This is a genomic window from Psychrobacter sp. H29 (genome assembly GCF_059073055.1).
This window is the reverse complement of record NZ_JCACRY010000001.1, coordinates 1,095,832-1,117,411: the sequence shown is the minus strand read 5'-3', so window position 1 is coordinate 1,117,411 and position 21,580 is coordinate 1,095,832. Positions and strand designations below refer to the sequence as shown.

Genomic DNA, 21,580 nt, shown 5'->3' with positions numbered 1-21,580 from the left:
CTGCTCAAGCTTGAGCTAACCTGCTTTAGACTTATTCATTAATGCTTGCTACCACAGACGTAGGTAGATAAGCTGTGAGTTTATGTGTCATGGCTTGGCTGATTTTATTGTGCAAATCTGGCTTGAGTAGGTCCAAGCTTTGAATGCAACCATATTTGATGGTTTTGTCTTCTAATGCAAGAACAAAATCTTCTACGCTACTCTCATTTTTTAGATAATTGACAGAGGTATCAGATTTTAAATGTACTTCACTCTTTTGAATTTTCAGATGATTCATCAGGGTTATAGGATTGACCTGTGCAACATCCCTGAATTTATATTTTATCTGTTCTTCTAGCAGTTTAGGGTTATTTAACAGGTGAGCTTTTAAAATATTTCTATCAACAATATGAGGGTAGTGGTGTATCTCAAAAAATTGATCCATACCTAATATTTTAGCACTTAACATTTGGGCTATAGTATGGCGTGGTTGAACGGGGGTGCCAAATAATTTCAAGCGAGATTTTCGGAAATTAAGCTTAGCGCTCAAAACAGCATTATTGCGCCACTGACCGTGAATGATCAGGTGGTTACCATCTAAGAAATCATCTATCGTCACAGGCTGGTTAAAAAAGAAATCATCATTCATATAAATAAAATAGTCAGATAGCCCTTCGATATTCCATATCATTGTCTCAATTGACCGAGTATTAAACGTAGGCAAAAACTGCTCATAACCTGAAAATATTTCTTTATGATCGACGATACGTATTTTATCTGTCGAGCAGATATTCTGCTTGGCAAACTCATCGATAAATGCAGGTTTCTGTTCATCGGTGACAATATAGATATGACGGCAAAAAGGCATATATTTGATGATAGAGGCAATATTATAATATATCTCATCGTCGCTTGCGAAACGCGTCGCAGATGTCGCATCTGACGCTACTGCCTTACCTGACTTATAATGCTCTCTTTTTTGTTTGAGGATAGGATCTGCGCCATCCACCCAAGCGATGACAACGTCTACTACTTTTTCATTAAACTGCTTCATAATAGATCCTACCTTTTGGGAATGCATTTTATCAAAATGCTATTATTTTTAGTAGTGACGTTAGCTCAGCTACGATATTTACTGATATCAGTGTTACCAAGGCTTCATCAATTTATAAGAACAATGTTTATCACAAGTTTGCTATGGGCAGGCAGACCAGTTACGCCTATACTTGATTCAGTAAAATTAGGAGGGCAAAGGTAGATGAGACTAGCATATAAAGCCAGAATGCTGCAATAAATATGGCTATTGATACACTTATTTGGTCAATCAATCATACTAATACGCTTACCAAGCTAAGCTGAGACACGCATGCCACCCATTATTTTATTTATTCTAAAAGCACTTGAAGGTCGCGGTGCTGAGCGTATGGTTACTACGCTAGCGAGTACTTATGTACAGATGGGCTATAACGTACATATACTATGTCTGGAAGGGACGCAGGATATGCCGTTGGATGCTGGTATTCACTATCATGTCGTACCATACGATGAAGTGTTCATTGAGCAAAATCTTGATCCAGATTCCAAACAGGCACAGGCTTATAAGAAAGTTGCTACGCGTATTGACAATTATGTGCTTAGTCAAATAGGAACACCAAATCTAACCTTGGTTAACATTTATAAATTGAACTGGATCATGACGTATAGCCGATTGCCAAATGTCGTAGATGTGCTACATACAGCGCTATCTAAACAGTTCGAGCACCAGTTATTAGACACACCAGTGCAGACTCTTAATCATTTAAGAATGGTGTATGGTACACACCCTTGTAGCTGCGTCAGTGAAGGTGCACGTAAAGACTTAGTCTCGCTTTTAGGAGAAGTGACTGCTACCACAACAATCTATAATCCTTGCGACGCTGCTTGGATCAAAAGCAAATCATCGCAAACATCACATATTGAAGCATTTGGTTTAACGCATAAACAGTATATGATTCATGTTGCCTCATTTGACACTATGAAGGGGCATCGCGAGCTATTACAGGCCTATGCACAGACGGCGCAGAAGCTGCCGCTAGTACTGGTGGGTAAAGGCACGCTTGAAACAGAGATTAAGGCGTTAGCAGTTGAGCTTAATATTAATAACCATGTTAGGTTTTTGGGTTTTCAGACCAATCCTTATCCTCTGATTGCGTCAGCGGCATTGATGTTAGTCACCTCTAAGTTCGAAGGTTTTGGCTATGTTATTGTCGAAGCGCAAGCACTTGGTGTACCCGTGATCAGTACCGACTGTCCTTTTGGTCCAAGGGAGCTGTTACCAACTAGAAACTTGATAGCTGTCGGAGACATTGAAGGATTAGCCATACTTATCGATCAAGCGGTAGACAATCTTATACGTTATATCGTGCCGTTAAATGAGCAACTATTGCCAAAACATATCGCGCAGCAATATTTGGAATTTGGTCTCATGTCGAATTTACTAGGTAATGAAAGTTAGAAAAAAGATTATAGACCATCAAACAAATCTTTGGAGACGGGTGAATGATTGATAACAGCAACCCCATGTGCTCTGTACGCTCTACCCAGTAAATTAAACGAGGGTACAATGCGCTCGCTCATAACTTTACTCAATGTACTTGGCGCACTGTTGCCATCATTTTCATAAAAACGCGGTTGATCACTATTGAGTAAGTCAATACCGTATAGATGAATAGTAGCTGCAAGACGAGAAAAAGCCAGTTGGGTGGCGACATAAGCAACGGTACCTGCCTCGACAAATCCATGAGTGACATTAAGAGAAACGCCAATTTCAGCAGCGCTATGAGTGCTCGCAATAACAAAGTTTGGATGATTTATAAAGTAAGACAATGGCGTTTTTTTATTCAGTCGTTTTTTCTTAAATATAAGCTTATTGAATGATAGCTTATTTGACTTAACTCCCCACGGTCTATCTACTGGGTACAATACCCGCATGGCATGATGGTAAGTGCGCATGATGTCCGGGTGAGTGGTTGCCATTGCTTCAAAGACAGCCAATGTCGCGTACAAAGGTTGACCCGTATAATGCTGCCATAGAATTTCAGGTTGATGATTGATAAAGCGGGCATCACTGATAACATAGCCGACAATATTATTGAAATCATGCTCTGCGGTAAGGCTGATACTGCCGTTTACAAAAATAGTTGGCGTGTCTGATAAATCTGACAATACCAGCTGCTGTATTGATGGGCCTGAGGCGATAATATTGACGTCTTTTTCAAGCAAACTTTGCTCTGCTTCATTAGCATTAAAAGCATTGATAACGACGAGCTCGTTATCAATATTGAAACTAGCAGTAGCCGGTAATCTTAAATACAACGCCATACCATTTTCCAGTAGTTGACCTCAATTATTTGATATTTTAATGACTAAACGTTTACTGCCAGTGTTCTTTTAACCAAGGACTTGGCTTCACATGCCGATACCATTTGCCGCCGCTACCAGCAATGGCGTCTGGTGGATTAATCTCGCCATGGAATATAACAATCTTTGCATCGTCAGGTAGTGTGGGCGCTCGTACAAAGTTAAACGGAATGGGCGCGATACATTGGTATTTAAAACTCACACACCAGGTTTTATCCCAATACTCTAGATGATGATGCTCACGCAGGTAGTTAGACAAGTAGGCCTGTTCATGACGTACTTGAGTGCGAATGGTCTCAAAATTTCGCTCAAAGTTTGCTAATAGATCAGGGTAGGTGTTCATACCAATATTGAAACGATAGACAGAGCTATTACCAATCATACGCCATGGTTTTTTCCAATCGCGAATGATGACCACACTATCTTCATGCTTTGCTGCATAAGTAAAAAAAGCATCGATATTATCAACAATGACGATGTCAATATCCAAAAATAGTGCCACACCTTTTAAATCATACAGCTCAGGCTTAAAGGTCGTGAGCTTTTTCCAGCCACGTTCAGGACCTGCGGGCAAATCCATCTCAGGTATGGGGTAACAAGCAATCGCAGGATCGATACCTGTACTGTCATCGGTCAAGCAAACCATTTGAAAATCTAGTGTCAGATGACGGTTTACCATGTTGTAAAGACGATTGACGTATTCAGGACCATATTTATCGCCCCATTTCATACAAATAATATAACGCTGTTCAGTAGTGTCGCTATTGCGCTGCGCTGGGTCTGTAGGTGCGGCTTTGGTTACGTCAGATGTCATAATACACTCGTGATGAGATAATAATAAAGTGAATATAGGATCAATAAAAAAGAAAAGAATTTGAAAGTTAGGCAATATTAGCATAACTGTGATTGATGATATGTCTAAATCACTACATGATAGCACGGTTGTTGCTAGCGCTTATTAAGCTCGGTGCTATCGCTGAGAATCGTTGAGATCATTGTTCGAAAGGTCAGCAATAGCATGATGTGCTTGAATAAAGGCTGCTAGTTTTGCCTTATCCTTTCGGTAAGGGTTGCCTAGATTTGGTATGCGTTTAAACCGTCGGTAGCCCCACATATAATGACTGCAGTGTTCGTTGATCATATGCTCCATAGCCTGATTGAGCGCGTGAGTCGCCACTTCAGCATTACGGTCGTATAAAGCAGAGTCATCGAGCTGATAGCAGTAAATATCAAAACCGCGTCCATCAGTACGGCGAATACATGCGAGGCCAACTAAGGCGCATTTGGTTTTACTCGCCAATTTTGAGGCAAGGGTGCTGGTTAATGTTTCAATGCCAAAGAAGGGCACGACAACGCCGCCAGAGGGATCTGGGACATGGTCTGGCAGTACAATACTAAACCCCCCTTGCTTGAGTGTTTTAAAGACGGCTTTTACGCCGCTACCATCGGTAGGTACCAACGTGGCATTAAGACGCGCACGACCTTGCAAGATAAACTCATTAGCGAATCTGCCTTCTACGGGCTTGTACATAATAGTTGGCGAACCAAACTGATTGAGCCAGGCGTTCATTATCTCCCAGGTACCAAGATGGGGTACGATGGCAAGCATGCCATTGGGATTGGCAAGCCCTTCTAATAGAATGTCTTTATTATGGACATCACAAATTTGAGCAATGCTCCATTCAGGTGGCATAGCCCAGCTTTTGATAGATTCGATACTGGTCAAACATTGATGGTAGATGATGTCTTTAGTTAGTGCGCGCTTTTGCTGCTCAGACAAGGTATCAGTAATCAGCGCCATATTGATACGAATGGTGCGCATGATACTTAGATTAGGTATCTTAACGATAACCCAAGCGACAAAACGTGCCAGCATCTGCAGTACAGACAGTGGCACGAATTTGAAAATATGATACGGATTCATAACCACTCACATGGCAATGAATCACGTAACAAGCACGGTAGATAGCAACTACGCATCATCAAAGGTTTTATTGAGCAGGTTTGTTGGCATCAGCCTGTGCTTTTTCACGCACACGGATACCAAGATCACGTAACTGTTTGCTATCAACTTCAGCAGGTGCTTGGGTTAGTGGGCATTCAGCAGTTTTGGTTTTTGGGAAGGCAATCACGTCACGGATAGAGTCTGCACCTACCATAAGCATAATCAAGCGATCCAAACCGAAAGCCAAGCCACCATGCGGCGGTGCACCAAATTTCAATGCATCAAGCAAGAAGCCAAATTTGTCTTCTGCTTCTTGCTCGCCGATACCTAAAGCATCAAGGACAGCTTGCTGCATATCGTAAGTATTGATACGCAAGCTACCACCGCCAACTTCTGTACCATTCAATACCATGTCATAAGCGATAGAAAGCGCAGCTTCTGGGTTGTTTTTCAACTCTTCAACTGAGCCTTTAGGCTTAGTAAATGGATGATGCATTGACGTCCATTGACCGTTGTCAGTTTCTTCGAACATTGGGAAGTCAGTCACCCAAAGCGGCGCCCACTCACAGGTTACCATCTCAAGGTCAAGACCGATTTTTTGGCGTAATGCGCCGATTGCGTCGTTCACGACACTGGCTTTATCTGCACCAAAGAAGATAATATCACCATCTTCTGCAGCAGTACGCTCAATTAAGCTAACAAGCACATCATCAGTCATGTTTTTGATGATCGGAGACTGTAGGCCAGACTCTTTATCTACGCCATTGTTGATGCTACTTGCATCATTGACTTTGATATAAGCCAAACCGCGTGCGCCATAGATACCAACAAACTTGGTATAAGCATCGATTTGCTTACGGCTCAATGAAGCACCGCCAGGGATACGTAGGGCAGCAACGCGACCTTTAGGATCGTTAGCAGGGCCAGCGAATACTTTGAAATCAACGTCTTTCATCAAGTCTGCAACGTCGACCAGTTTCAATGGAATACGTAAATCAGGCTTGTCTGATGCATAGTCGCGCATTGCTTCAGCATAAGTCATGCGAGGGAACTGCTCAAACTCAACGTCCATCATGGTCTTGAACAAATGCTTGATCAGACCTTCGTTGATGTTCATGATCTCTTCTTCGTTTAAGAAAGACGTCTCGATATCCACCTGAGTAAATTCAGGCTGACGATCAGCACGTAAGTCTTCATCACGGAAGCATTTAGCGATTTGATAATAACGGTCAAAACCTGACACCATTAATAATTGCTTAAATAGCTGTGGTGACTGCGGCAGGGCAAAGAAGTTACCAGGACGCGTACGTGATGGTACGAGATAATCACGCGCACCTTCAGGCGTTGCACGAGTCAAAATAGGCGTCTCGACATCCAAGAAACCATGATCGTCTAAGTAGCGACGAATTGCTGAAGTTGCCTTGGCACGGAACACCATACGCTCTTGCATTTGCGGACGACGCATATCAAGATAGCGATACTTTAGACGCAAGTCTTCTGATACCGTGGTTTTTTCGTCATTCAATGGGAATGGCGGTGTTTCAGATTTAGCCAATACTTCAATTTCTTTGCCCAATAGCTCGATCTGGCCACTGGTCATATTATTATTTTCAGTACCTTCATAACGACGACGTACGCGGCCAGTGATTTTTAGTACGTATTCAGGACGTACCGCATCAGCGGTTGCGAAAGCTTCTGGTGTGTCAGGGTCGACCACGACCTGCAAGATACCAGCGCGGTCACGCATGTCTAAGAAAATCACACCACCGTGATCGCGACGACGATGTACCCAACCTACGATGCTAATGGTTTGCTCAAGTAAGCTCTCGGTTACGGCTCCGCAATATTCGTCTCGGTATTCGCTATGCGTCATAGTGCTTTGCGTCATAATATAGTTATCCAGTTATCAGCCCAATTCGAAATACAGTAATGCAGCCATTGCTGTGTGTTTCAAGCGATTTGCAAAAAAAACACACAAACAACGCGATCAAGACAAAGGGTCATCACGTTGGCTGCAGAAAATTTGATATAAACGCATATTATGCCTAATATGCCCTTGTTATACAACCGGCTGAGTTCAATCAAAGTGCAGCCATGCACCGGTATCGGCTGTATTCATTGAGCGATATCTAGATTAGGTTAAATATTGTCATTTTGCTTGAAAACACCAACAAGCGTGCGCATATCAACCGCACCTGAATAAAAACATCTATATTGATATATCTACTGACTTGAGGATTTGTAATCATGCTATTTCATCCCCCTAAAAACCCGGTTGAGCTAAAAGTAAGACATCTAAATGAAGCCCAAAAACAGCGTCGCGAAGATTTGATGGAAGCGACCCAGGGCAAAGCCGCGCTTAAAGCATTCAAAAAAGCAATGGCAAAAAAAGCCAAGCAAGCTCTAAAGACAAAAAGCAAAAAGCAGAAAAAAAATACTGACACTGCGTCACAAGTTTTTGTACTCGACTTTGACGGTGACATCAAAGCCACTGCCGTCAATCATTTACGTGAAGAAATTAGTACCCTTATCAGTACAGCTAATAAAGGCGATGAAGTGATCGTACGTCTTGAGTCAGGCGGCGGTTTGGTGCATGGTTATGGTCTGGCAGCCGCGCAATTGGTGCGCTTAAAGGACGCTGGTCTAAAGCTGACAGTATGTGTTGATAAAGTGGCAGCGAGCGGCGGCTATATGATGGCGTGTGTGGCAGACAATGTCGTGGCAGCACCATTTGCGATTATTGGCTCAATTGGCGTGGTATCACAATTGCCAAATTTTCACAAATGGCTCAAAAATCACGACGTCGATTATGAAATGTTTACCGCTGGCGACTACAAACGTACGGTGACTGTGTTTGGGGAAAATGACGCCGAAGATCGTGCTAAGTATCAAGAAGAGCTAGAGCAGACGCACGAGCTATTTAAGCATTTCGTTAATGCTTACCGCCCAGAGTTGGATGTTGCCAAAGTAGCCACAGGTGAGCACTGGTATGGCGAAGACGCGTTGAAGCTCAACCTCGTTGATAGCTTGCAGACCTCTGATAGCTATATTTTGGAGCGTATGGAAAACAGTGAAGTATATTCATTGCATTCACGCCAAAAGCCAACGCTTGCAGAGAAGCTGGGTCTGGCACAAGCTGCCGAAGCAACCCTTAGCATTGCAGTGGATAAATTACCGGATGCATTAGCACGTTTTGAGTTAAATAGTCGTCTGAATATCTTAAAATAGTGTTAGATATCATTATGATGTCTAATAGTTAGTGTTTTAGTCGCTTTACTCTTAACTACGCATTGTTTGTATTTTGTAAAAGGCGTGTCCTAGCTGGTCGCGCCTTTTTGCTGTTTATTCATAATTGCTGTGTTATAAATGTAGCATACTAAAAACAGTATACGTCCGTACACTAAAGCTTGCGCTAAAGGTCTAACAGCGCTTTTTATCAAAACTCGATTTAGACAATCAATAAAGAAAAGGAAGTCATTTATGTCTAACGACAATTTAATGTTTACCGCAACAGAACATGGTCAAGCCATGCATGCCAAAGTCAAAGCGTTCATTGAAACGCATATTGAACCCATCGAAGCCCAGTTCTGGGAAGAGTGTCATAAGAAAAACCCTGACGGTAACTGGGAGAACTGGGAATGGCCAGAAGCCTATGACAACTTACGCAAACAAGCGCGTGAGGAAGGATTGTGGAACCTGTTCTTGCCAGATGATACTTTAGGTGCAGGGCTTTCGGTTACTGATTATGCGCCTATTGCAGAGCTGACTGGTCGTAGTTTGCTCGCGCCACATGTATTTAACTGCAATGCGCCTGATAGCGGTAACATGGAGCTACTATGGCGTTATGGTACACAAGAGCAGCAAGACAAATGGCTCACCCCGTTGTTAGAAGGTGAGACGCGTTCTGTCTTTTGTATGACTGAGCCTGATGTGGCGTCAAGTGATGCCACCAATATGCAAGCCACTGCTGTGGTTGATGGTGATGAAATCGTTATCAACGGTAGTAAATGGTGGTCATCGGGTCTTGGTGATCCTGCAGTTGATATCTTGATTGTTATGGCATATACCGCTGACGAAACTGCCGGTCGCCATCATCAGCATTCGATGGTATTAGTTCCAGTCAATACTGCGGGTGTTAAGATCAAGCGCATGCTCAAAGTATTCGGTGATTATGATGCGCCACATGGTCATGGTGAAATTAGCTTTGAGAATGTACGTGTGCCAGTCAGTCACTTTATCGGTGGACCAGGCAAAGGTTTTGAGATTGCACAAGGCCGCCTAGGACCAGGACGTATTCACCATTGCATGCGTTGTATCGGTGCGGCTGAAAAATCACTAGAATTGGCTGTTAAGCGCGGCATGTCACGTACCGCTTTTGGTAAGCCATTACTACAATTGGGCGGCAACTTTGAGCGTATCAGCGATGCCCGTATCAAGATTGATCAAGCACGCTTGCTAACCCTTTACGCGGCGCAAAAAATGGACGCCCAAGGTACCAAAGCGGCATTGACTGAAATCTCTGCTATTAAAGTAGTCGCGCCAACTGTACTACAAGAAGTGGTCGACATGGCGATTCAAATTCATGGTGGCATGGGTGTATGTCAAGACACGATGCTACCAGGGTTCTATGCCCAAGCTCGTGTATTACGCCTCGCAGATGGCCCTGATGAAGTACACCAAACGATGATTGCCAAGCTAGAGCTAAAACGTCAAGGTTTTAGTCGTTCTAAATCTGACAAAGGTTAAGACTCATCAATAGGTATGAGTAAACCTGAAGTTGCTCATACCACTATTGCCGAAAATAAAAAAATTGAAAATTCACTATTAACGATTTAGTAGTGAATTTTTCATCACTAACAGTAGCTCATTGCTATTAAATAGTTGACTACTGGCTATAAAAATACATGATCACACGATAAGGAATGTCTCATGGCAACTGATAATAAAGTACTTGATAAAGGCGGTGCCGTACGTGAAGGTGAAGAGCTTGATGCTACAGCAGTGAGCGAATGGCTTCGCAGTCAGGGTGTCGAGGTCGTAGGCGAGCCTAAAGTTACTCAGTTCTCTGGCGGGGCGTCAAACTGGACGTATCGATTACAATATGAAGGTGAAGGTAAAAACCAGGATCTTATCTTACGCCGTCCACCAAAAGGTACCAAAGCAAAATCTGCTCATGACATGGTACGTGAGCATACAGTTCAAAAGGCATTGAAAGACGCTTATCCTTATGTACCTGAAATGGTTGCATTATGCACTGATGACAATGTCATTGGTGCTGATTTCTATGTGATGGAGCGTATGGAAGGTATCATTCCTCGAGCCAACTTACCAAAAGGCGTTGAGCTGGACCCTGCCCAAACTCGTCTGCTTTGTACCAATGTTTTAGATGCGTTGGTAGAGCTACACCAGATAGACTATACAGAGCATCCTGATTTGGTCGATTTAGGACGCGGTGATGGTTATTGCGAGCGCCAAATTAGTGGCTGGGATAAACGTTACGTCAAAGCAAAAACACCTAACGTACCGAGCTTTGCATTGGTCAGACAGTGGCTTAAAAAACACACACCTGCGGATAGCAAAACGTGCATTATTCACAATGACTGGCGTTTTGACAATGTCATACTCGATGCGGATGAGCCGACCAAGGTGATTGGTGTACTTGATTGGGAGATGGCAACCCTTGGTGACCCATTAATGGATTTGGGTAGTGCATTGGCCTACTGGATTGAAGAAGATGACAATATTGTTATGCAGCAGTTCCGTCGGCAGCCAACTCACTTAGAAGGCATGATGACGCGTGATGAAGTGGTTGCTTATTATCTAGAAAAATCTGGACTCAAGATAGATAACTGGACCTTTTATGAAGTATTCGGTCTATTCCGTCTATCAGGTATTATTCAGCAAATCTACTATCGCTACTATCACAAACAAACCACCAATCCAGCATTCAAAAATGCATGGCTTGCTATACACGTCATGCACGCCAAGTGTCTCAAACTGATCGCGCAATATGAAGGCGAAGCGCTGTTCAATACACACGTTCAGCCGCATTTAGAAGACAGAGGGGTAGATGCTGCTACTATCGAGCAGCTGCCGAGCCCTGTACAAAAGGTTGTTAAAAGTATTTTACCAAAGGGGTATTTTGCAAAATCACCTCGCTCTCCTGAATAAACTGTACTTTGGTAAATATGATAAAAGGTAGTAAGTTATGACAACCATACTTTTAGCCCGTCACGGCCAGGCTTCTTTTGGTCAAGAAAACTACGATCAACTTTCAGAGTTAGGTAGTATTCAAGCAAAAATGCTAGGTCAGCACTACGCTGCAACGCAGCGCCGTATAGATGCAATATTCACTGGTAATTTGGTTCGCCAGCAAGATTCAGCACGCCATTTTTGGGAGGGCTATCAGCCCTTTGTTTGTACCAATAATGGCGATGGCAAACCAATGATGCCAGCAATCGATTTTGATCAGCCTAATAGCTATATTGTGCCACAATTCGATGAGTTTAATCACAAGGACGTCTTTATTAAGTCAACTGACGGACTCAGTAATCGAGCCGATATCTCAGCTGAAATTGCTAAAGCGGAATCACCAGCCACGCGACTGGCAGAATTATTCGATCAGGCAATGCAGCGCTGGCACGGTGGTAACAATGATCAAGATTATGTTGAAAGTTGGCCACAGTTTAATGAGCGTGCACAGCAAGCGCTTGAGCAAGTACGTGCAAAAATAGCAAATATGAGCTTAGATCAGGACAGCACAGTACTTGTATTTACGTCAGGCGGTGTTATTGCTGCAATCACTGCGCAGTTGTTACGTCAAGGTAGCCAGACAGCCTACCAGTTAAATAAAAGCTTGGTTAATACAGGTGTGACCTCGATCACTCTAAAAAAACAGAGTACTCGCTTGCTGTCTTTAAATGAATATAGCCATTTGTTCTCTGAAGGTAAGCCGTTTGTGACATGGCGATAAACTTGTTAGTGATACGGCGTTGTGTATATATAAAGGAAGTACATTGTTTGTGCGTGAAGTACACCGTCTGTACTGATAAGATGCACTGATACAAGCGGACATGACGTTAACGCTATTCATTACTGATATTCAAAGGACTGTATATGCAAAATAAATTGATAAATTTGGTTGCCAAAAGTGCCCGCAATAGTAAAAACCAGTTAGTCGGTGCGGTTCAACCTGCACGTTACTTAAAAGGTCTGAACAGGCAGCAAGTAGGCAAGGGTAAAACGGTACTTATCACAGGGGCAAGCTCAGGTTTAGGCGAGGGGATGGCGAGACTTTTTGCCAAATTAGGGTATAACCTGGCAATATGTGCGCGCCGTACGGATCGTTTAGAGCAGCTAAAGTCAGAGCTAACGGCGCAATACCCTGATATCCGTATTGAGTATCGTGCTTTAGATGTCAGTGACTACGATGCGATTTTCCAAGTATTTGCGGCTTTTACAGAGGACTTCGGTAGTATTGAGCGCGTAGTAGTCAATGCTGGCATTGGTGACAGTCGCCGAATTGGTCAAGGGCATTTCGAGACCAATCGCCGTACTGCAGATATCAACTTTGTGGCAGCATTGGCACAGTGTGAAGCGGCAATGAGCATCTTTCGTGCCCAAAACAGTGGACACTTAGTAGTGATATCAAGTATGTCAGCCATGCGCGGACTGCCTAGACATCTAACTACCTATGGCGCGAGCAAGGCTGGCTTGGCTCACTTAGCAGAAGGTATTCGCGCGGATATGCTATTGACCAAATTGCCCATCAAAGTATCTACTATCTATCCAGGGTATATCCGTACAGAGATCAACGAGGGCTCCAAGCCATTGCCATTCGAGGTCGATGCAGATACTGGTACCAAAGCGATTGTGGCAGCGATTGAAGCGGAAGTAGATGAAGCCTGTGTACCAAGTCTACCGTGGTCAATGGTCAGTCATGCGATGAAACATTTGCCGTTGCAAGTAATGAGTAAATTAAGCTAATAGAGTAAAATGGCAAAATATTAGATATGACAAACAAAGCAGCCCACTATTATGATAGTAGGCTGTTTTGTATTTATCCAAAAATCATAGTATGAGTACTATAGTGTTTGTGGGTTGTCTGCAATATGCTGCTCACGCAGCTTTTGACGTAGTACCTTACCCACATTGCTTTTTGGTAGTTCGCTGACAAACTCAATATGACGCGGGCATTTGTAACCGGTCAAATTATCCAATGCAAACTCTTTAATATCCTCTTTAGTGACATTGTTGTCTGCAGGTACGATATAAATCTTAACGGCTTCACCTTGATGATCATCAGGAATGCCAATGACAGCACAGTCGACAATACCGTCGCAATCAAGCATGACCGCTTCAATCTCATTAGGAAACACGTTGAACCCTGATACTAGAATCATGTCTTTTTTGCGATCCAGCAAGGTGATATAGCCTTTTTCGTCCATGCTAATGATATCGCCAGTACGGAAATAACCATCGCTGGTAAAATCGTTCGTATTGTCTTTGTTGAAATAACCGGAAGTAATGTTAGGACCTTTAATGCACATCTCACCAGCTTGATTCAATCCAACACGTTTGCCATTATCATCAACCACGATGATGTCAACGCTCGGAACTGGTATACCGATTGTACCGTTGAACTTGCGATCAGTAATGACGTTTGCGGTACCAGCTGCAACACCTTCAGTCATACCCCAACCTTCAACCATCGGGCAGCCAGTCACTTCTAACCAGCGTGCTGCCGTTTGTTCTGTTGCTGCCATACCACCGGCTTGCGTGATACGCAATGAGCTAAAGTCCAAATCTTTGAAGTTTGGCTGATCAAGCAAACCTTTAAACAAGGTATTTACAGCAGGGAAAATATGGAATGGTTGTTTTGATAACGTTTTGATAAACCCTGGCATATCACGTGGGTTAGGTATCAGCACAAAGGTATAACCTGAACGCATACCAAGCAAGCTAAGCATGAATGCAAAAATATGATATAGCGGCAATGCCATCACCATATTTATATATACCTCATTGATATCTGAGGTAACTGGACGATACCATGCTTCTGATTGCATAGCAGCAGCGACGACGTTACGCTGAGTCAGCACGGCACCTTTAGATAACCCTGTTGTTCCACCAGTATATTGCAAGATAGCTTTTTGCTGCATGGTGGCTTTAGGTGCTTGAATAGGGAGGTTCTTACCTTTCTTAAGCACTTCAGGAAATTTGGTAACATGGTACTTAGGATCGTTAAGGTTGTATTTAGGTACTAAGCGTTTCACCTGACGGATAACGGTATTTACCAAAATACCTTTCAAGCCCATCATATCGCCCATTTTTGAGAGGACAATACGCTTGATATTAGTCTCTTCAATGACTTGCTCTAGCGCTTGAGCGAAGTTGTCGACGACAAAAATAACCTGAGCACCAGAGTCATTTAGTTGATGACGCAGCTCACGGCCAGTATATAAGGGGTTGACAGGGGTGCAAACGTAACCTGCGCGTAAGATGCCAATCATAGTTGGTAGATACTGTGGTACGTTTGGCATCATAAGTGCCACAACGCTGCCTTTAGGTAGGCCTTGAGCTTGTAACCATGCCGCCACTGCAAGTGATGCCTTATCAACGTCACCATAAGTATGAGTAACACCCATACAAATAGTCATAGGATGCATACGAAAACGGTTAAAGCACTCTTCATATAGCTCTATGAGGCTTTCATATTGGTCAGGATTAATAGTCTTGGGTACATTGTCTGGGTATTGAGCAAGCCAAGGTTTATCTACTGTCATGCCTAGCGTCCTTAAATTAAGATAAGCTAAGGTTCTATAGAGAAGTAGTCACATCCATGTCAACAATATAAGTCGCTGCCTTATAAGCAGTGCATTGTCGAGTGCTATCCTATTTTTCACATACAGCTAAAATACAGAGGCCTTTATAAAGTTTTATTTAACTACTAAGAGTAAGCCGTTCGAATAGCAGACATCTGAGTAGATTAAACGACTGGTTACTGATTCTACAATCAAAACATTCATTTAGAGCGGTAGCAATAATGTGTCCTGTTTTTAGCCTAGAATCAAATTAAATCGATAGAAAGCATACTGACACATTGCGGCATTACATTAACACAACTACAACTAATCTTGTTATTGCTATACAAGAACTTAATAGTTTATATTTAAGTTTGATATAACAAAAAAAATATGTTGCAAGCTAAAAAAGATAAGTGGTTATTTTAAATGGATAAAATTATTGATAAGATTTGAAAGCCTAAAAATTGATACGAGCCAAAAATCAACAGCATTGTACAACTAACAGACCGGTTACAGCATTATAAGTTTTTGTATATAAAAAATCACTACAAAAAAAGCCCCGCATTTGATGTGGGGCTTTTTTCTGAAATCATGAATTAACATGAAATGATATTCGGGATCAATATAAACTACTTATAGCTGAGGGTGCTCAGCATTATGTTTTTCACGTAGTTTTTGACGTAGTACTTTACCGACATTACTTTTCGGCAATTCGCTGACAAACTCAATATAACGCGGACATTTGTAACCAGTTAGATTGTCTAACGCAAACTCTTTAATATATTCTTTAGTAACATTGTTATCTTCAGGGACTACATATAGTTTGACTGCTTCACCTTGACGTTCATCAGGGATACCGATTACTGCGCAGTCCAAAATACCTTTACAATCAAGCATGACTGACTCAAGCTCATTAGGGAACACATTAAAACCTGATACCAAGATCATATCTTTTTTGCGATCCAATAGAGTGAAGTAGCCTCTTTCATCCATGCTAGCGATATCACCAGTCAAGAAGTACCCATCGCTTGTAAAGTCATTGGTACTGTCTCTATTGTAATATCCGGAGGTGATATTAGGTCCTTTGATACACATTTCACCAGCTTGGTTGACGCCCACACGTTGACCATTCTCATCAATGAGTATGATATCAACACTTGGTACTGGTATACCGATAGTGCCATTGAATTTATCATCAGTAAGGATATTGGCAGTCCCGCCAGCCACCCCTTCGGTCATACCCCAACCTTCAACCATAGGACAGCCTGTGATTTCTAACCAACGCTCTGCTGTTTGTTTGGTCGCTGCCATACCACCCGCTTGAGAGATACGTAGTGGTGTAAAATCTAAGGTTTTAAAGGAAGGAGTATCCAGCAATCCTTTGAACAAGGTGTTGACAGCAGGGAATATATGGAACGGTTGTTTTGATAAGGTTTTGACAAACCCTGGCATATCGCGCGGATTGGGTACCAATATAAAGGTATAACCTGAGCGCATACCCAGTAGACTGAGCGAAAATGCGAAAATGTGATACAGCGGTAGCGCCATAACCATATTGATATATACCTCGTTAATCTCTGAGGTAATTGGGCGATACCAAGCTTCCGCCATTAAAGCGGCGGATACGATATTGCGCTGAGTTAATACGGTACCCTTAGATAGTCCTGTGGTACCACCTGTATACTGTAAGATAGCCAGTTGATCCAATGTCATTTTTGGCGCATGAAAGGGCAGATTTTTGCCTTGCTTGAGCACATCAGGGAACTTGGTCACTTCATGCTTGGGATCATTTAGCTTGTATTTGGGTATCAAGCGTTTAACTTGACGGACGATGGTATTTACCAGCATACCTTTTAAGCCCATCATATCGCCCAATTTGGACAAAACAATGCGTTTGATAGCAGTTTCATCAACCACTTGCTCAAGCGCTTGTGCAAAATTATCGACCACAAAAATAACTTGTGCACCAGAGTCGTTCAGTTGATGACGAAGCTCACGACCAGTATAAAGTGGATTGATTGGCGTACAAACATAACCTGCACGCAGGATACCGATCATGGTTGGTAAGTATTGAGGTAAATTTGGCATCATAAGTGCCACAATACTGCCTTTTGGTAACCCCTGTGCTTGTAGCCATGCTGCAATTGCAAGAGAGGCAGTATCCACATCGTTATAAGTATGAGTTACCCCCATACAGATACTCATTGGATGTCCGCGAAAACGATCGAAGGACTCTTCATACAACTCCATTAAGCTGCCATAGGTATCAGGATTAATGGTTTTTGGTACACTTGCTGGATATTGGGCAAGCCAAGGTTTATTCGGCATCATGGTCAGCGTCCTTGCAATTTAGGATGGGTTAAAGTGTTGTAAGAAAGCAGCCATCTGCACGTAAACATAACAAAACAGCAGTAACCTACTTTATTTTCTGCTGTGTTCGACAACGTCCTTGTCTATCGACTGGCTACTCACTTGTGTTGCTGTTGTTCAATGCTTCTTAATTACCAAAGCAATTGGCTAATTAATTAAGTAACGTTGAACGAGTAGATAATCACCTAAGAGAAATTATAGATATTTCAGGTAAGTATTATCTGCTCTTTGCAACTCAGGTATCAAAAAATGATACATTTAAGCAATACATTAGCATGAATAGCGTTGAAAACAACAACAGAAAGCAAAACTGAGCAGTCTATACATAAAGCTAAAAAACTGAAAAATATGTGACGTACAAGTATTTGGCAGATATGAGAGGTGCTTTTTTTATCACAATGGATGTGCGAATGGGAAATGACTATTCTATAAATTGACTTAATGATGAGATTTGTCACGGAGCCAGTACTACTCGACGATATCATAAACGCTTTAGAGCGGTGAAGTCTGATCATCAATTTATAGAGAGGAGAGAAAGAGGAAGCTACTGGGGGAGCATAAATTGCTTGCGCTTATTAAAAAAGCGTCGATAAATCAATAAAGCACTGATAGTACAACCAAGCGTGCTACTTGCACAGATCAAAAACATAGTGACAATCTGATAGCGAACAGCCTGTGTAGGCTCAGCACCTGCTAATATCTGACCGGTCATCATACCTGGTAAGCTGACAATACCGACGACTAGCATAGAGTTCAGTGTTGGGGTCATACCATTAGTTATTGCTGCGCGTATCTGTTCATGTACTGCCTCAAATGGCTTCGCAGAAAGGCTGAGCATCATCTCAATACGCCCTTGCTGCTCGTGAAAAGCTTCAATCAACTGGTTGCTGGTCAACGAGATAGCCGTCAAAGAATTGCCCAGTATCAAACCTAGTACAGGAATGATGAATTGCGGTGTATACCAAGGCTGAACCCCTAAAATAACCACAATAGCTATCGCGGTAACGAGTACAGCCGAGGTGCTCACTGCTAATAAGGTGTCAGTTAGTAAACCCTTATAGCTGCGTTTAACACGATTTTTTGCAGCACTGCCGGCAATAAGCGTCATGATGGTCAAAATCAGCAAAACTTCATACCACTGCTCACGTGCAAAAATCCACGCCAGGATCAGACCAATAAAGCTCAACTGTACGATGGTACGGACAGCCGCGATTAAGAGTGTCTTTGTCAGTTTTAAGCGCAGCTGCCATGACACCAAAAGCACGATAATAATTAGACCGCTGGCAAGAGTGATATCACCATAAGTTAGTAATACTTGCATATCATCTGTACCAATCATAGGTGCTCATTATATTGTCGATCCACTATAAAAGAGCTACAGCGTTAACCTCGCTTGAAGTATGACATATATATCTGTACTCGGTTGTCTTGTAGCACTCTTAAATTGGATCAACTCTAGATATGAAAAAATAAACGAGTAAAAAAGTGGGGGCAAGGGGGATTAAACTGCTTATCTAGCGTTGGATAATTGTCTCAAGATATCTCAGTTAAGACACCCGCCTGCATTTGCCAATGTCTATTAGCCAGCGGCATGATATCTTTGGTATCGTGAGTGACCCACAATAACGTGCGCTGTTTATTGGTCTGTAACCAGCTCATCAACAGAGTTACCAATTGCGCTGAGGTATCAACATCTAGTGCAGCTGTTGGTTCATCTAGTAATAACACTCTTGGATTCAGTTGTAATAGACGCAACGTATTGACGAGTTGACGCTCACCACCAGACAAATGATAAGCGTCTTGCTGCAAAAATCCTGCATTTCTATTAAGCGTCTCAAGTTGCGTAATATGCCAGTCGATATCAAAGCTTTGAGATTGATGTGCTTGCAGTTGATAAGGCATCTTTAGGTTGTCAAGGACACGGCCTTCCATCAGTTGCGGGTGCTGAGCAAGTAAAGCAACTTGTTTGCGCCATTCTGTAGGCTCAATGATTTCAATACTGTTGCTGCCAATAGGCGCACTGCTACTCTGTAAGAGAATAACACCAGCACTCATTGGCAGTAACCCTGCAAGCACGCGTAACAATACGGATTTCCCACTACCAGAAGCCCCTGTCAAAACAGTTATTTGACCTGAATGTAGCTCGCCGCTTGCGCCACTGATTAGTGCGCTGTTATGAGTCGTCCGGTCATCGGGCGTCGTATTGTTCTTTAGCTTATCTGACCAGTTCTGATATATTTTTTGCAAAGTAAAAGCGTTTGCTCGCGTGCCTGTTGTAGCTTCATTATCAGACATGCTGACTGCTCGTCTGCCATATACCCAGAGATTTTCAAATGCAAGTAATGGCTTATCACTATCGATACTCATAAAGTACTATTGGTGTCCACTCATTTGCGCGCTAATCGCTTGCCCAATACTATCGCGCAGTTGTTTTGGTACACGAATAGGGCGCATTGGGGTGGTATTCACTGTCGTGTCAGTTTTGTTATTGTCTGTTTGCTCATTGGCCATTGGCTCTGGTTTGACAAGATTCTGTACACAGGCGATGACGATCTTGGCGCTGCTTAATAGCTGACTACGGGTTGTTTTGGCAGTGTCATCATCAGATAGGGTTCGATGAATGCTTTGATAAAATATCATGCTGGCAGGTTTTAGCTCTACTTTATCGATACGGACACTGATGATTTCATCTAAGAGAATGGCTCTTTTGTATTGTAAATCTGCCTGACTCACGACAAAATGCTGTACATCGCCATCATCAGTCTGCAAAAAATAACCATTTAGACCCAGCTTGGTAAACCAATCGCGGCGACAGTTTTCAAAAAATACTAGATGGTTGGCATGATAAACTATACCGCCAGCATCAGTGTGGTTGATGTAGACGTTATAGTTTTTAGCAAATAGTGGTTCGATATTGTTATTAGGGGCTGTGTTATTAAGGGCGGCATTTTTATTTTTTTGATCAGTCATTGTCATAATAGTGCTCAGTATTCTAATAAGTATTGTTTGATGAAGACGCTATATATGTTTGTGCCAATAAAAAAACGTCTATTATATTTATAATAAGAGCTACTCTAGCTCAAGATATAAGGCCATGCAACTGCTCGAACAGACGAGGTCTGTTATCATAGACATTTATAGCGCATTCGTTTTTATTAGCATCGTATTTTAACCAATCAGTATAGGACATTTTATGACCCGTTTTGTCAGTTTTAATATCAATGGTATCCGTGCTCGCCAGCATCAGCTTGAGGCGGTGCGTGAAGTAATCGATCCTGATGTCATGGGTCTACAAGAGACCAAAGTTCATGATGATCAGTTTCCACTTGATAATATAGAAAGCTTGGGCTACCACGTAGAGTATTTTGGGCAAAAAGGACATTATGGTGTGGCACTACTATCGAAAACTGCCCCTATATTTGTACAAAAAGGTTTTCCTGGTGAAGATGTAGAGGCGCAAAAGCGTTTTATCCATGCGCGCTATGAGATTGAAGGGCGTGAGATAGATGTGCTCAATGGCTATTTTCCACAAGGAGAGAGTCAAGATCATCCGACCAAGTTTCCAATGAAGCGCGCTTATTATGCCAATTTGATGGCTTATATTGATACGCTAAAGGCAGAAGGTCGCTCACTCATTGTGATGGGTGATATGAACATTGCACCAGAAGACACCGATATCGGTATTGGTGAGGTTAATGCAAAGCGCTGGTTGAAAAATAGAAAGACCTCGTTTTTGCCAGAAGAGCGTGAGTGGTATTCAGCATTGATGTCACGTGAATTGACTGACACATACCGTTTGCATTATCCCGAGAGCACAGAGTTATATAGTTGGTTTGATTACCGCAGTCGCGGTTTTAATGATGAGCCTAAGCGCGGTTTACGTATTGATCATATTCTGTGCACATCTGATCTTCTTAGTGAGTGTATCGATGCTGGAATCAGCTATGAGCTACGCGCTATGGAAAAGCCCTCTGACCACGCACCAATTTGGTCGGCATTTGATCTAAAAAAACCGTAATATACCTATAGTGTTTATTACGTTACCCTTAAAAACAACGATAACAATTAAAAAGTAAGGATT

17 protein-coding genes are annotated in these 21,580 nt (G+C 42.4%); 7 read left to right on the top strand and 10 right to left on the bottom strand.

The window, feature by feature from the left end; all coding sequences use genetic code 11:
• Positions 1–31: 31 nt before the first annotated feature.
• Complete coding sequence (locus AC5JP1_RS04365; protein ID WP_493843284.1) at positions 32–1,033, bottom strand: capsular polysaccharide biosynthesis protein; 1,002 nt, start codon at positions 1,031–1,033, stop codon at positions 32–34.
• Between the two features lie 312 nt (positions 1,034–1,345).
• Between AC5JP1_RS04365 and AC5JP1_RS04360 the strand changes: the two genes are divergently transcribed.
• Positions 1,346–2,473 carry a glycosyltransferase gene (locus AC5JP1_RS04360; RefSeq protein WP_493843283.1) on the top strand — a complete coding sequence of 376 codons (1,128 nt, stop codon included), beginning with the start codon at positions 1,346–1,348 and terminating at the stop codon, positions 2,471–2,473.
• 8 nt (positions 2,474–2,481) lie between these two features.
• Here AC5JP1_RS04360 and AC5JP1_RS04355 read toward each other — a convergent pair whose 3' ends face one another.
• The 4 genes from AC5JP1_RS04355 to aspS all read right to left on the bottom strand — a co-directional run bounded on the left by AC5JP1_RS04355 (position 2,482) and on the right by aspS (position 7,196).
• Positions 2,482–3,339 carry a WaaZ-like lipopolysaccharide core biosynthesis protein gene (locus AC5JP1_RS04355; protein ID WP_493843282.1) on the bottom strand — a complete coding sequence of 286 codons (858 nt, stop codon included), beginning with the start codon at positions 3,337–3,339 and terminating at the stop codon, positions 2,482–2,484.
• A 52-nt stretch (positions 3,340–3,391) separates the two neighbouring features.
• Complete coding sequence (locus AC5JP1_RS04350) at positions 3,392–4,192, bottom strand: glycosyltransferase (RefSeq protein WP_493843281.1); 801 nt, start codon at positions 4,190–4,192, stop codon at positions 3,392–3,394.
• Positions 4,193–4,348: 156 nt separating this feature from the next.
• A complete protein-coding gene (locus tag AC5JP1_RS04345; RefSeq protein ID WP_493843280.1) occupies positions 4,349–5,302 on the bottom strand; it encodes a lysophospholipid acyltransferase family protein in 954 nt (317 codons plus the stop codon).
• A gap of 67 nt (positions 5,303–5,369) precedes the next feature.
• Positions 5,370–7,196 carry an aspartate--tRNA ligase gene (gene aspS / locus AC5JP1_RS04340; RefSeq protein WP_443524817.1) on the bottom strand — a complete coding sequence of 609 codons (1,827 nt, stop codon included), beginning with the start codon at positions 7,194–7,196 and terminating at the stop codon, positions 5,370–5,372.
• Positions 7,197–7,570: 374 nt separating this feature from the next.
• Between aspS and sohB the strand changes: the two genes are divergently transcribed.
• The 5 genes from sohB to AC5JP1_RS04315 all read left to right on the top strand — a co-directional run bounded on the left by sohB (position 7,571) and on the right by AC5JP1_RS04315 (position 13,309).
• Positions 7,571–8,551 carry a protease SohB gene (gene sohB / locus AC5JP1_RS04335; RefSeq protein ID WP_493843279.1) on the top strand — a complete coding sequence of 327 codons (981 nt, stop codon included), beginning with the start codon at positions 7,571–7,573 and terminating at the stop codon, positions 8,549–8,551.
• Positions 8,552–8,821: 270 nt separating this feature from the next.
• Positions 8,822–10,069, top strand: a complete 1,248-nt coding sequence (locus AC5JP1_RS04330; RefSeq protein WP_493844430.1) for an acyl-CoA dehydrogenase family protein — start codon at positions 8,822–8,824, stop codon at positions 10,067–10,069.
• A 183-nt stretch (positions 10,070–10,252) separates the two neighbouring features.
• Positions 10,253–11,494 carry a phosphotransferase family protein gene (locus AC5JP1_RS04325; protein WP_493843278.1) on the top strand — a complete coding sequence of 414 codons (1,242 nt, stop codon included), beginning with the start codon at positions 10,253–10,255 and terminating at the stop codon, positions 11,492–11,494.
• Positions 11,495–11,531: 37 nt separating this feature from the next.
• The gene (locus AC5JP1_RS04320; protein ID WP_493843277.1) at positions 11,532–12,296 is read left to right on the top strand and encodes a histidine phosphatase family protein; all 765 of its coding nucleotides are present in this window, start codon (positions 11,532–11,534) and stop codon (positions 12,294–12,296) included.
• Between the two features lie 143 nt (positions 12,297–12,439).
• The gene (locus AC5JP1_RS04315; protein WP_319050374.1) at positions 12,440–13,309 is read left to right on the top strand and encodes an SDR family oxidoreductase; all 870 of its coding nucleotides are present in this window, start codon (positions 12,440–12,442) and stop codon (positions 13,307–13,309) included.
• Between the two features lie 98 nt (positions 13,310–13,407).
• On the opposite strand, the gene AC5JP1_RS04310 is transcribed toward AC5JP1_RS04315, so the two are convergent.
• From AC5JP1_RS04310 to AC5JP1_RS04290, 5 genes are all read right to left on the bottom strand, one after another.
• Positions 13,408–15,108 (bottom strand): AMP-binding protein, encoded by a 1,701-nt coding sequence (locus AC5JP1_RS04310; protein ID WP_443524065.1) that lies wholly within the window; start codon positions 15,106–15,108, stop codon positions 13,408–13,410.
• A gap of 654 nt (positions 15,109–15,762) precedes the next feature.
• On the bottom strand, positions 15,763–17,460 hold the full coding sequence (locus AC5JP1_RS04305) for an AMP-binding protein (RefSeq protein ID WP_493843276.1): 1,698 nt from the start codon (positions 17,458–17,460) through the stop codon (positions 15,763–15,765).
• 583 nt (positions 17,461–18,043) lie between these two features.
• A complete protein-coding gene (locus tag AC5JP1_RS04300; protein WP_493843275.1) occupies positions 18,044–18,838 on the bottom strand; it encodes an ABC transporter permease in 795 nt (264 codons plus the stop codon).
• 194 nt (positions 18,839–19,032) lie between these two features.
• Positions 19,033–19,866: an ABC transporter ATP-binding protein gene (locus tag AC5JP1_RS04295; protein WP_493843274.1), complete on the bottom strand. Its 834-nt coding sequence runs from the start codon at positions 19,864–19,866 to the stop codon at positions 19,033–19,035.
• 6 nt (positions 19,867–19,872) lie between these two features.
• Complete coding sequence (locus AC5JP1_RS04290) at positions 19,873–20,475, bottom strand: hotdog domain-containing protein (protein WP_493843273.1); 603 nt, start codon at positions 20,473–20,475, stop codon at positions 19,873–19,875.
• Between the two features lie 217 nt (positions 20,476–20,692).
• On the opposite strand from AC5JP1_RS04290, the gene xthA reads away from it, so the two are divergent.
• Positions 20,693–21,517 (top strand): exodeoxyribonuclease III, encoded by an 825-nt coding sequence (xthA, locus tag AC5JP1_RS04285; RefSeq protein ID WP_493843272.1) that lies wholly within the window; start codon positions 20,693–20,695, stop codon positions 21,515–21,517.
• Positions 21,518–21,580 lie beyond the last annotated feature (63 nt).

What these genes read in the sequence shown, in the direction of transcription:
- AC5JP1_RS04365 (WP_493843284.1), bottom strand. Translation starts at nt 1,033, where the DNA reads ATGAAGCAGTTTAATGAAAAAGTAGTAGACGTTGTCATCGCTTGGGTG.
- AC5JP1_RS04360 (WP_493843283.1), top strand. Translation starts at nt 1,346, where the DNA reads ATGCCACCCATTATTTTATTTATTCTAAAAGCACTTGAAGGTCGCGGT.
- AC5JP1_RS04355 (WP_493843282.1), bottom strand. Translation starts at nt 3,339, where the DNA reads ATGGCGTTGTATTTAAGATTACCGGCTACTGCTAGTTTCAATATTGAT.
- AC5JP1_RS04350 (WP_493843281.1), bottom strand. Translation starts at nt 4,192, where the DNA reads ATGACATCTGACGTAACCAAAGCCGCACCTACAGACCCAGCGCAGCGC.
- AC5JP1_RS04345 (WP_493843280.1), bottom strand. Translation starts at nt 5,302, where the DNA reads ATGAATCCGTATCATATTTTCAAATTCGTGCCACTGTCTGTACTGCAG.
- aspS (WP_443524817.1), bottom strand. Translation starts at nt 7,196, where the DNA reads ATGACGCATAGCGAATACCGAGACGAATATTGCGGAGCCGTAACCGAG.
- sohB (WP_493843279.1), top strand. Translation starts at nt 7,571, where the DNA reads ATGCTATTTCATCCCCCTAAAAACCCGGTTGAGCTAAAAGTAAGACAT.
- AC5JP1_RS04330 (WP_493844430.1), top strand. Translation starts at nt 8,822, where the DNA reads ATGTTTACCGCAACAGAACATGGTCAAGCCATGCATGCCAAAGTCAAA.
- AC5JP1_RS04325 (WP_493843278.1), top strand. Translation starts at nt 10,253, where the DNA reads ATGGCAACTGATAATAAAGTACTTGATAAAGGCGGTGCCGTACGTGAA.
- AC5JP1_RS04320 (WP_493843277.1), top strand. Translation starts at nt 11,532, where the DNA reads ATGACAACCATACTTTTAGCCCGTCACGGCCAGGCTTCTTTTGGTCAA.
- AC5JP1_RS04315 (WP_319050374.1), top strand. Translation starts at nt 12,440, where the DNA reads ATGCAAAATAAATTGATAAATTTGGTTGCCAAAAGTGCCCGCAATAGT.
- AC5JP1_RS04310 (WP_443524065.1), bottom strand. Translation starts at nt 15,108, where the DNA reads ATGACAGTAGATAAACCTTGGCTTGCTCAATACCCAGACAATGTACCC.
- AC5JP1_RS04305 (WP_493843276.1), bottom strand. Translation starts at nt 17,460, where the DNA reads ATGATGCCGAATAAACCTTGGCTTGCCCAATATCCAGCAAGTGTACCA.
- AC5JP1_RS04300 (WP_493843275.1), bottom strand. Translation starts at nt 18,838, where the DNA reads ATGATTGGTACAGATGATATGCAAGTATTACTAACTTATGGTGATATC.
- AC5JP1_RS04295 (WP_493843274.1), bottom strand. Translation starts at nt 19,866, where the DNA reads ATGAGTATCGATAGTGATAAGCCATTACTTGCATTTGAAAATCTCTGG.
- AC5JP1_RS04290 (WP_493843273.1), bottom strand. Translation starts at nt 20,475, where the DNA reads ATGACAATGACTGATCAAAAAAATAAAAATGCCGCCCTTAATAACACA.
- xthA (WP_493843272.1), top strand. Translation starts at nt 20,693, where the DNA reads ATGACCCGTTTTGTCAGTTTTAATATCAATGGTATCCGTGCTCGCCAG.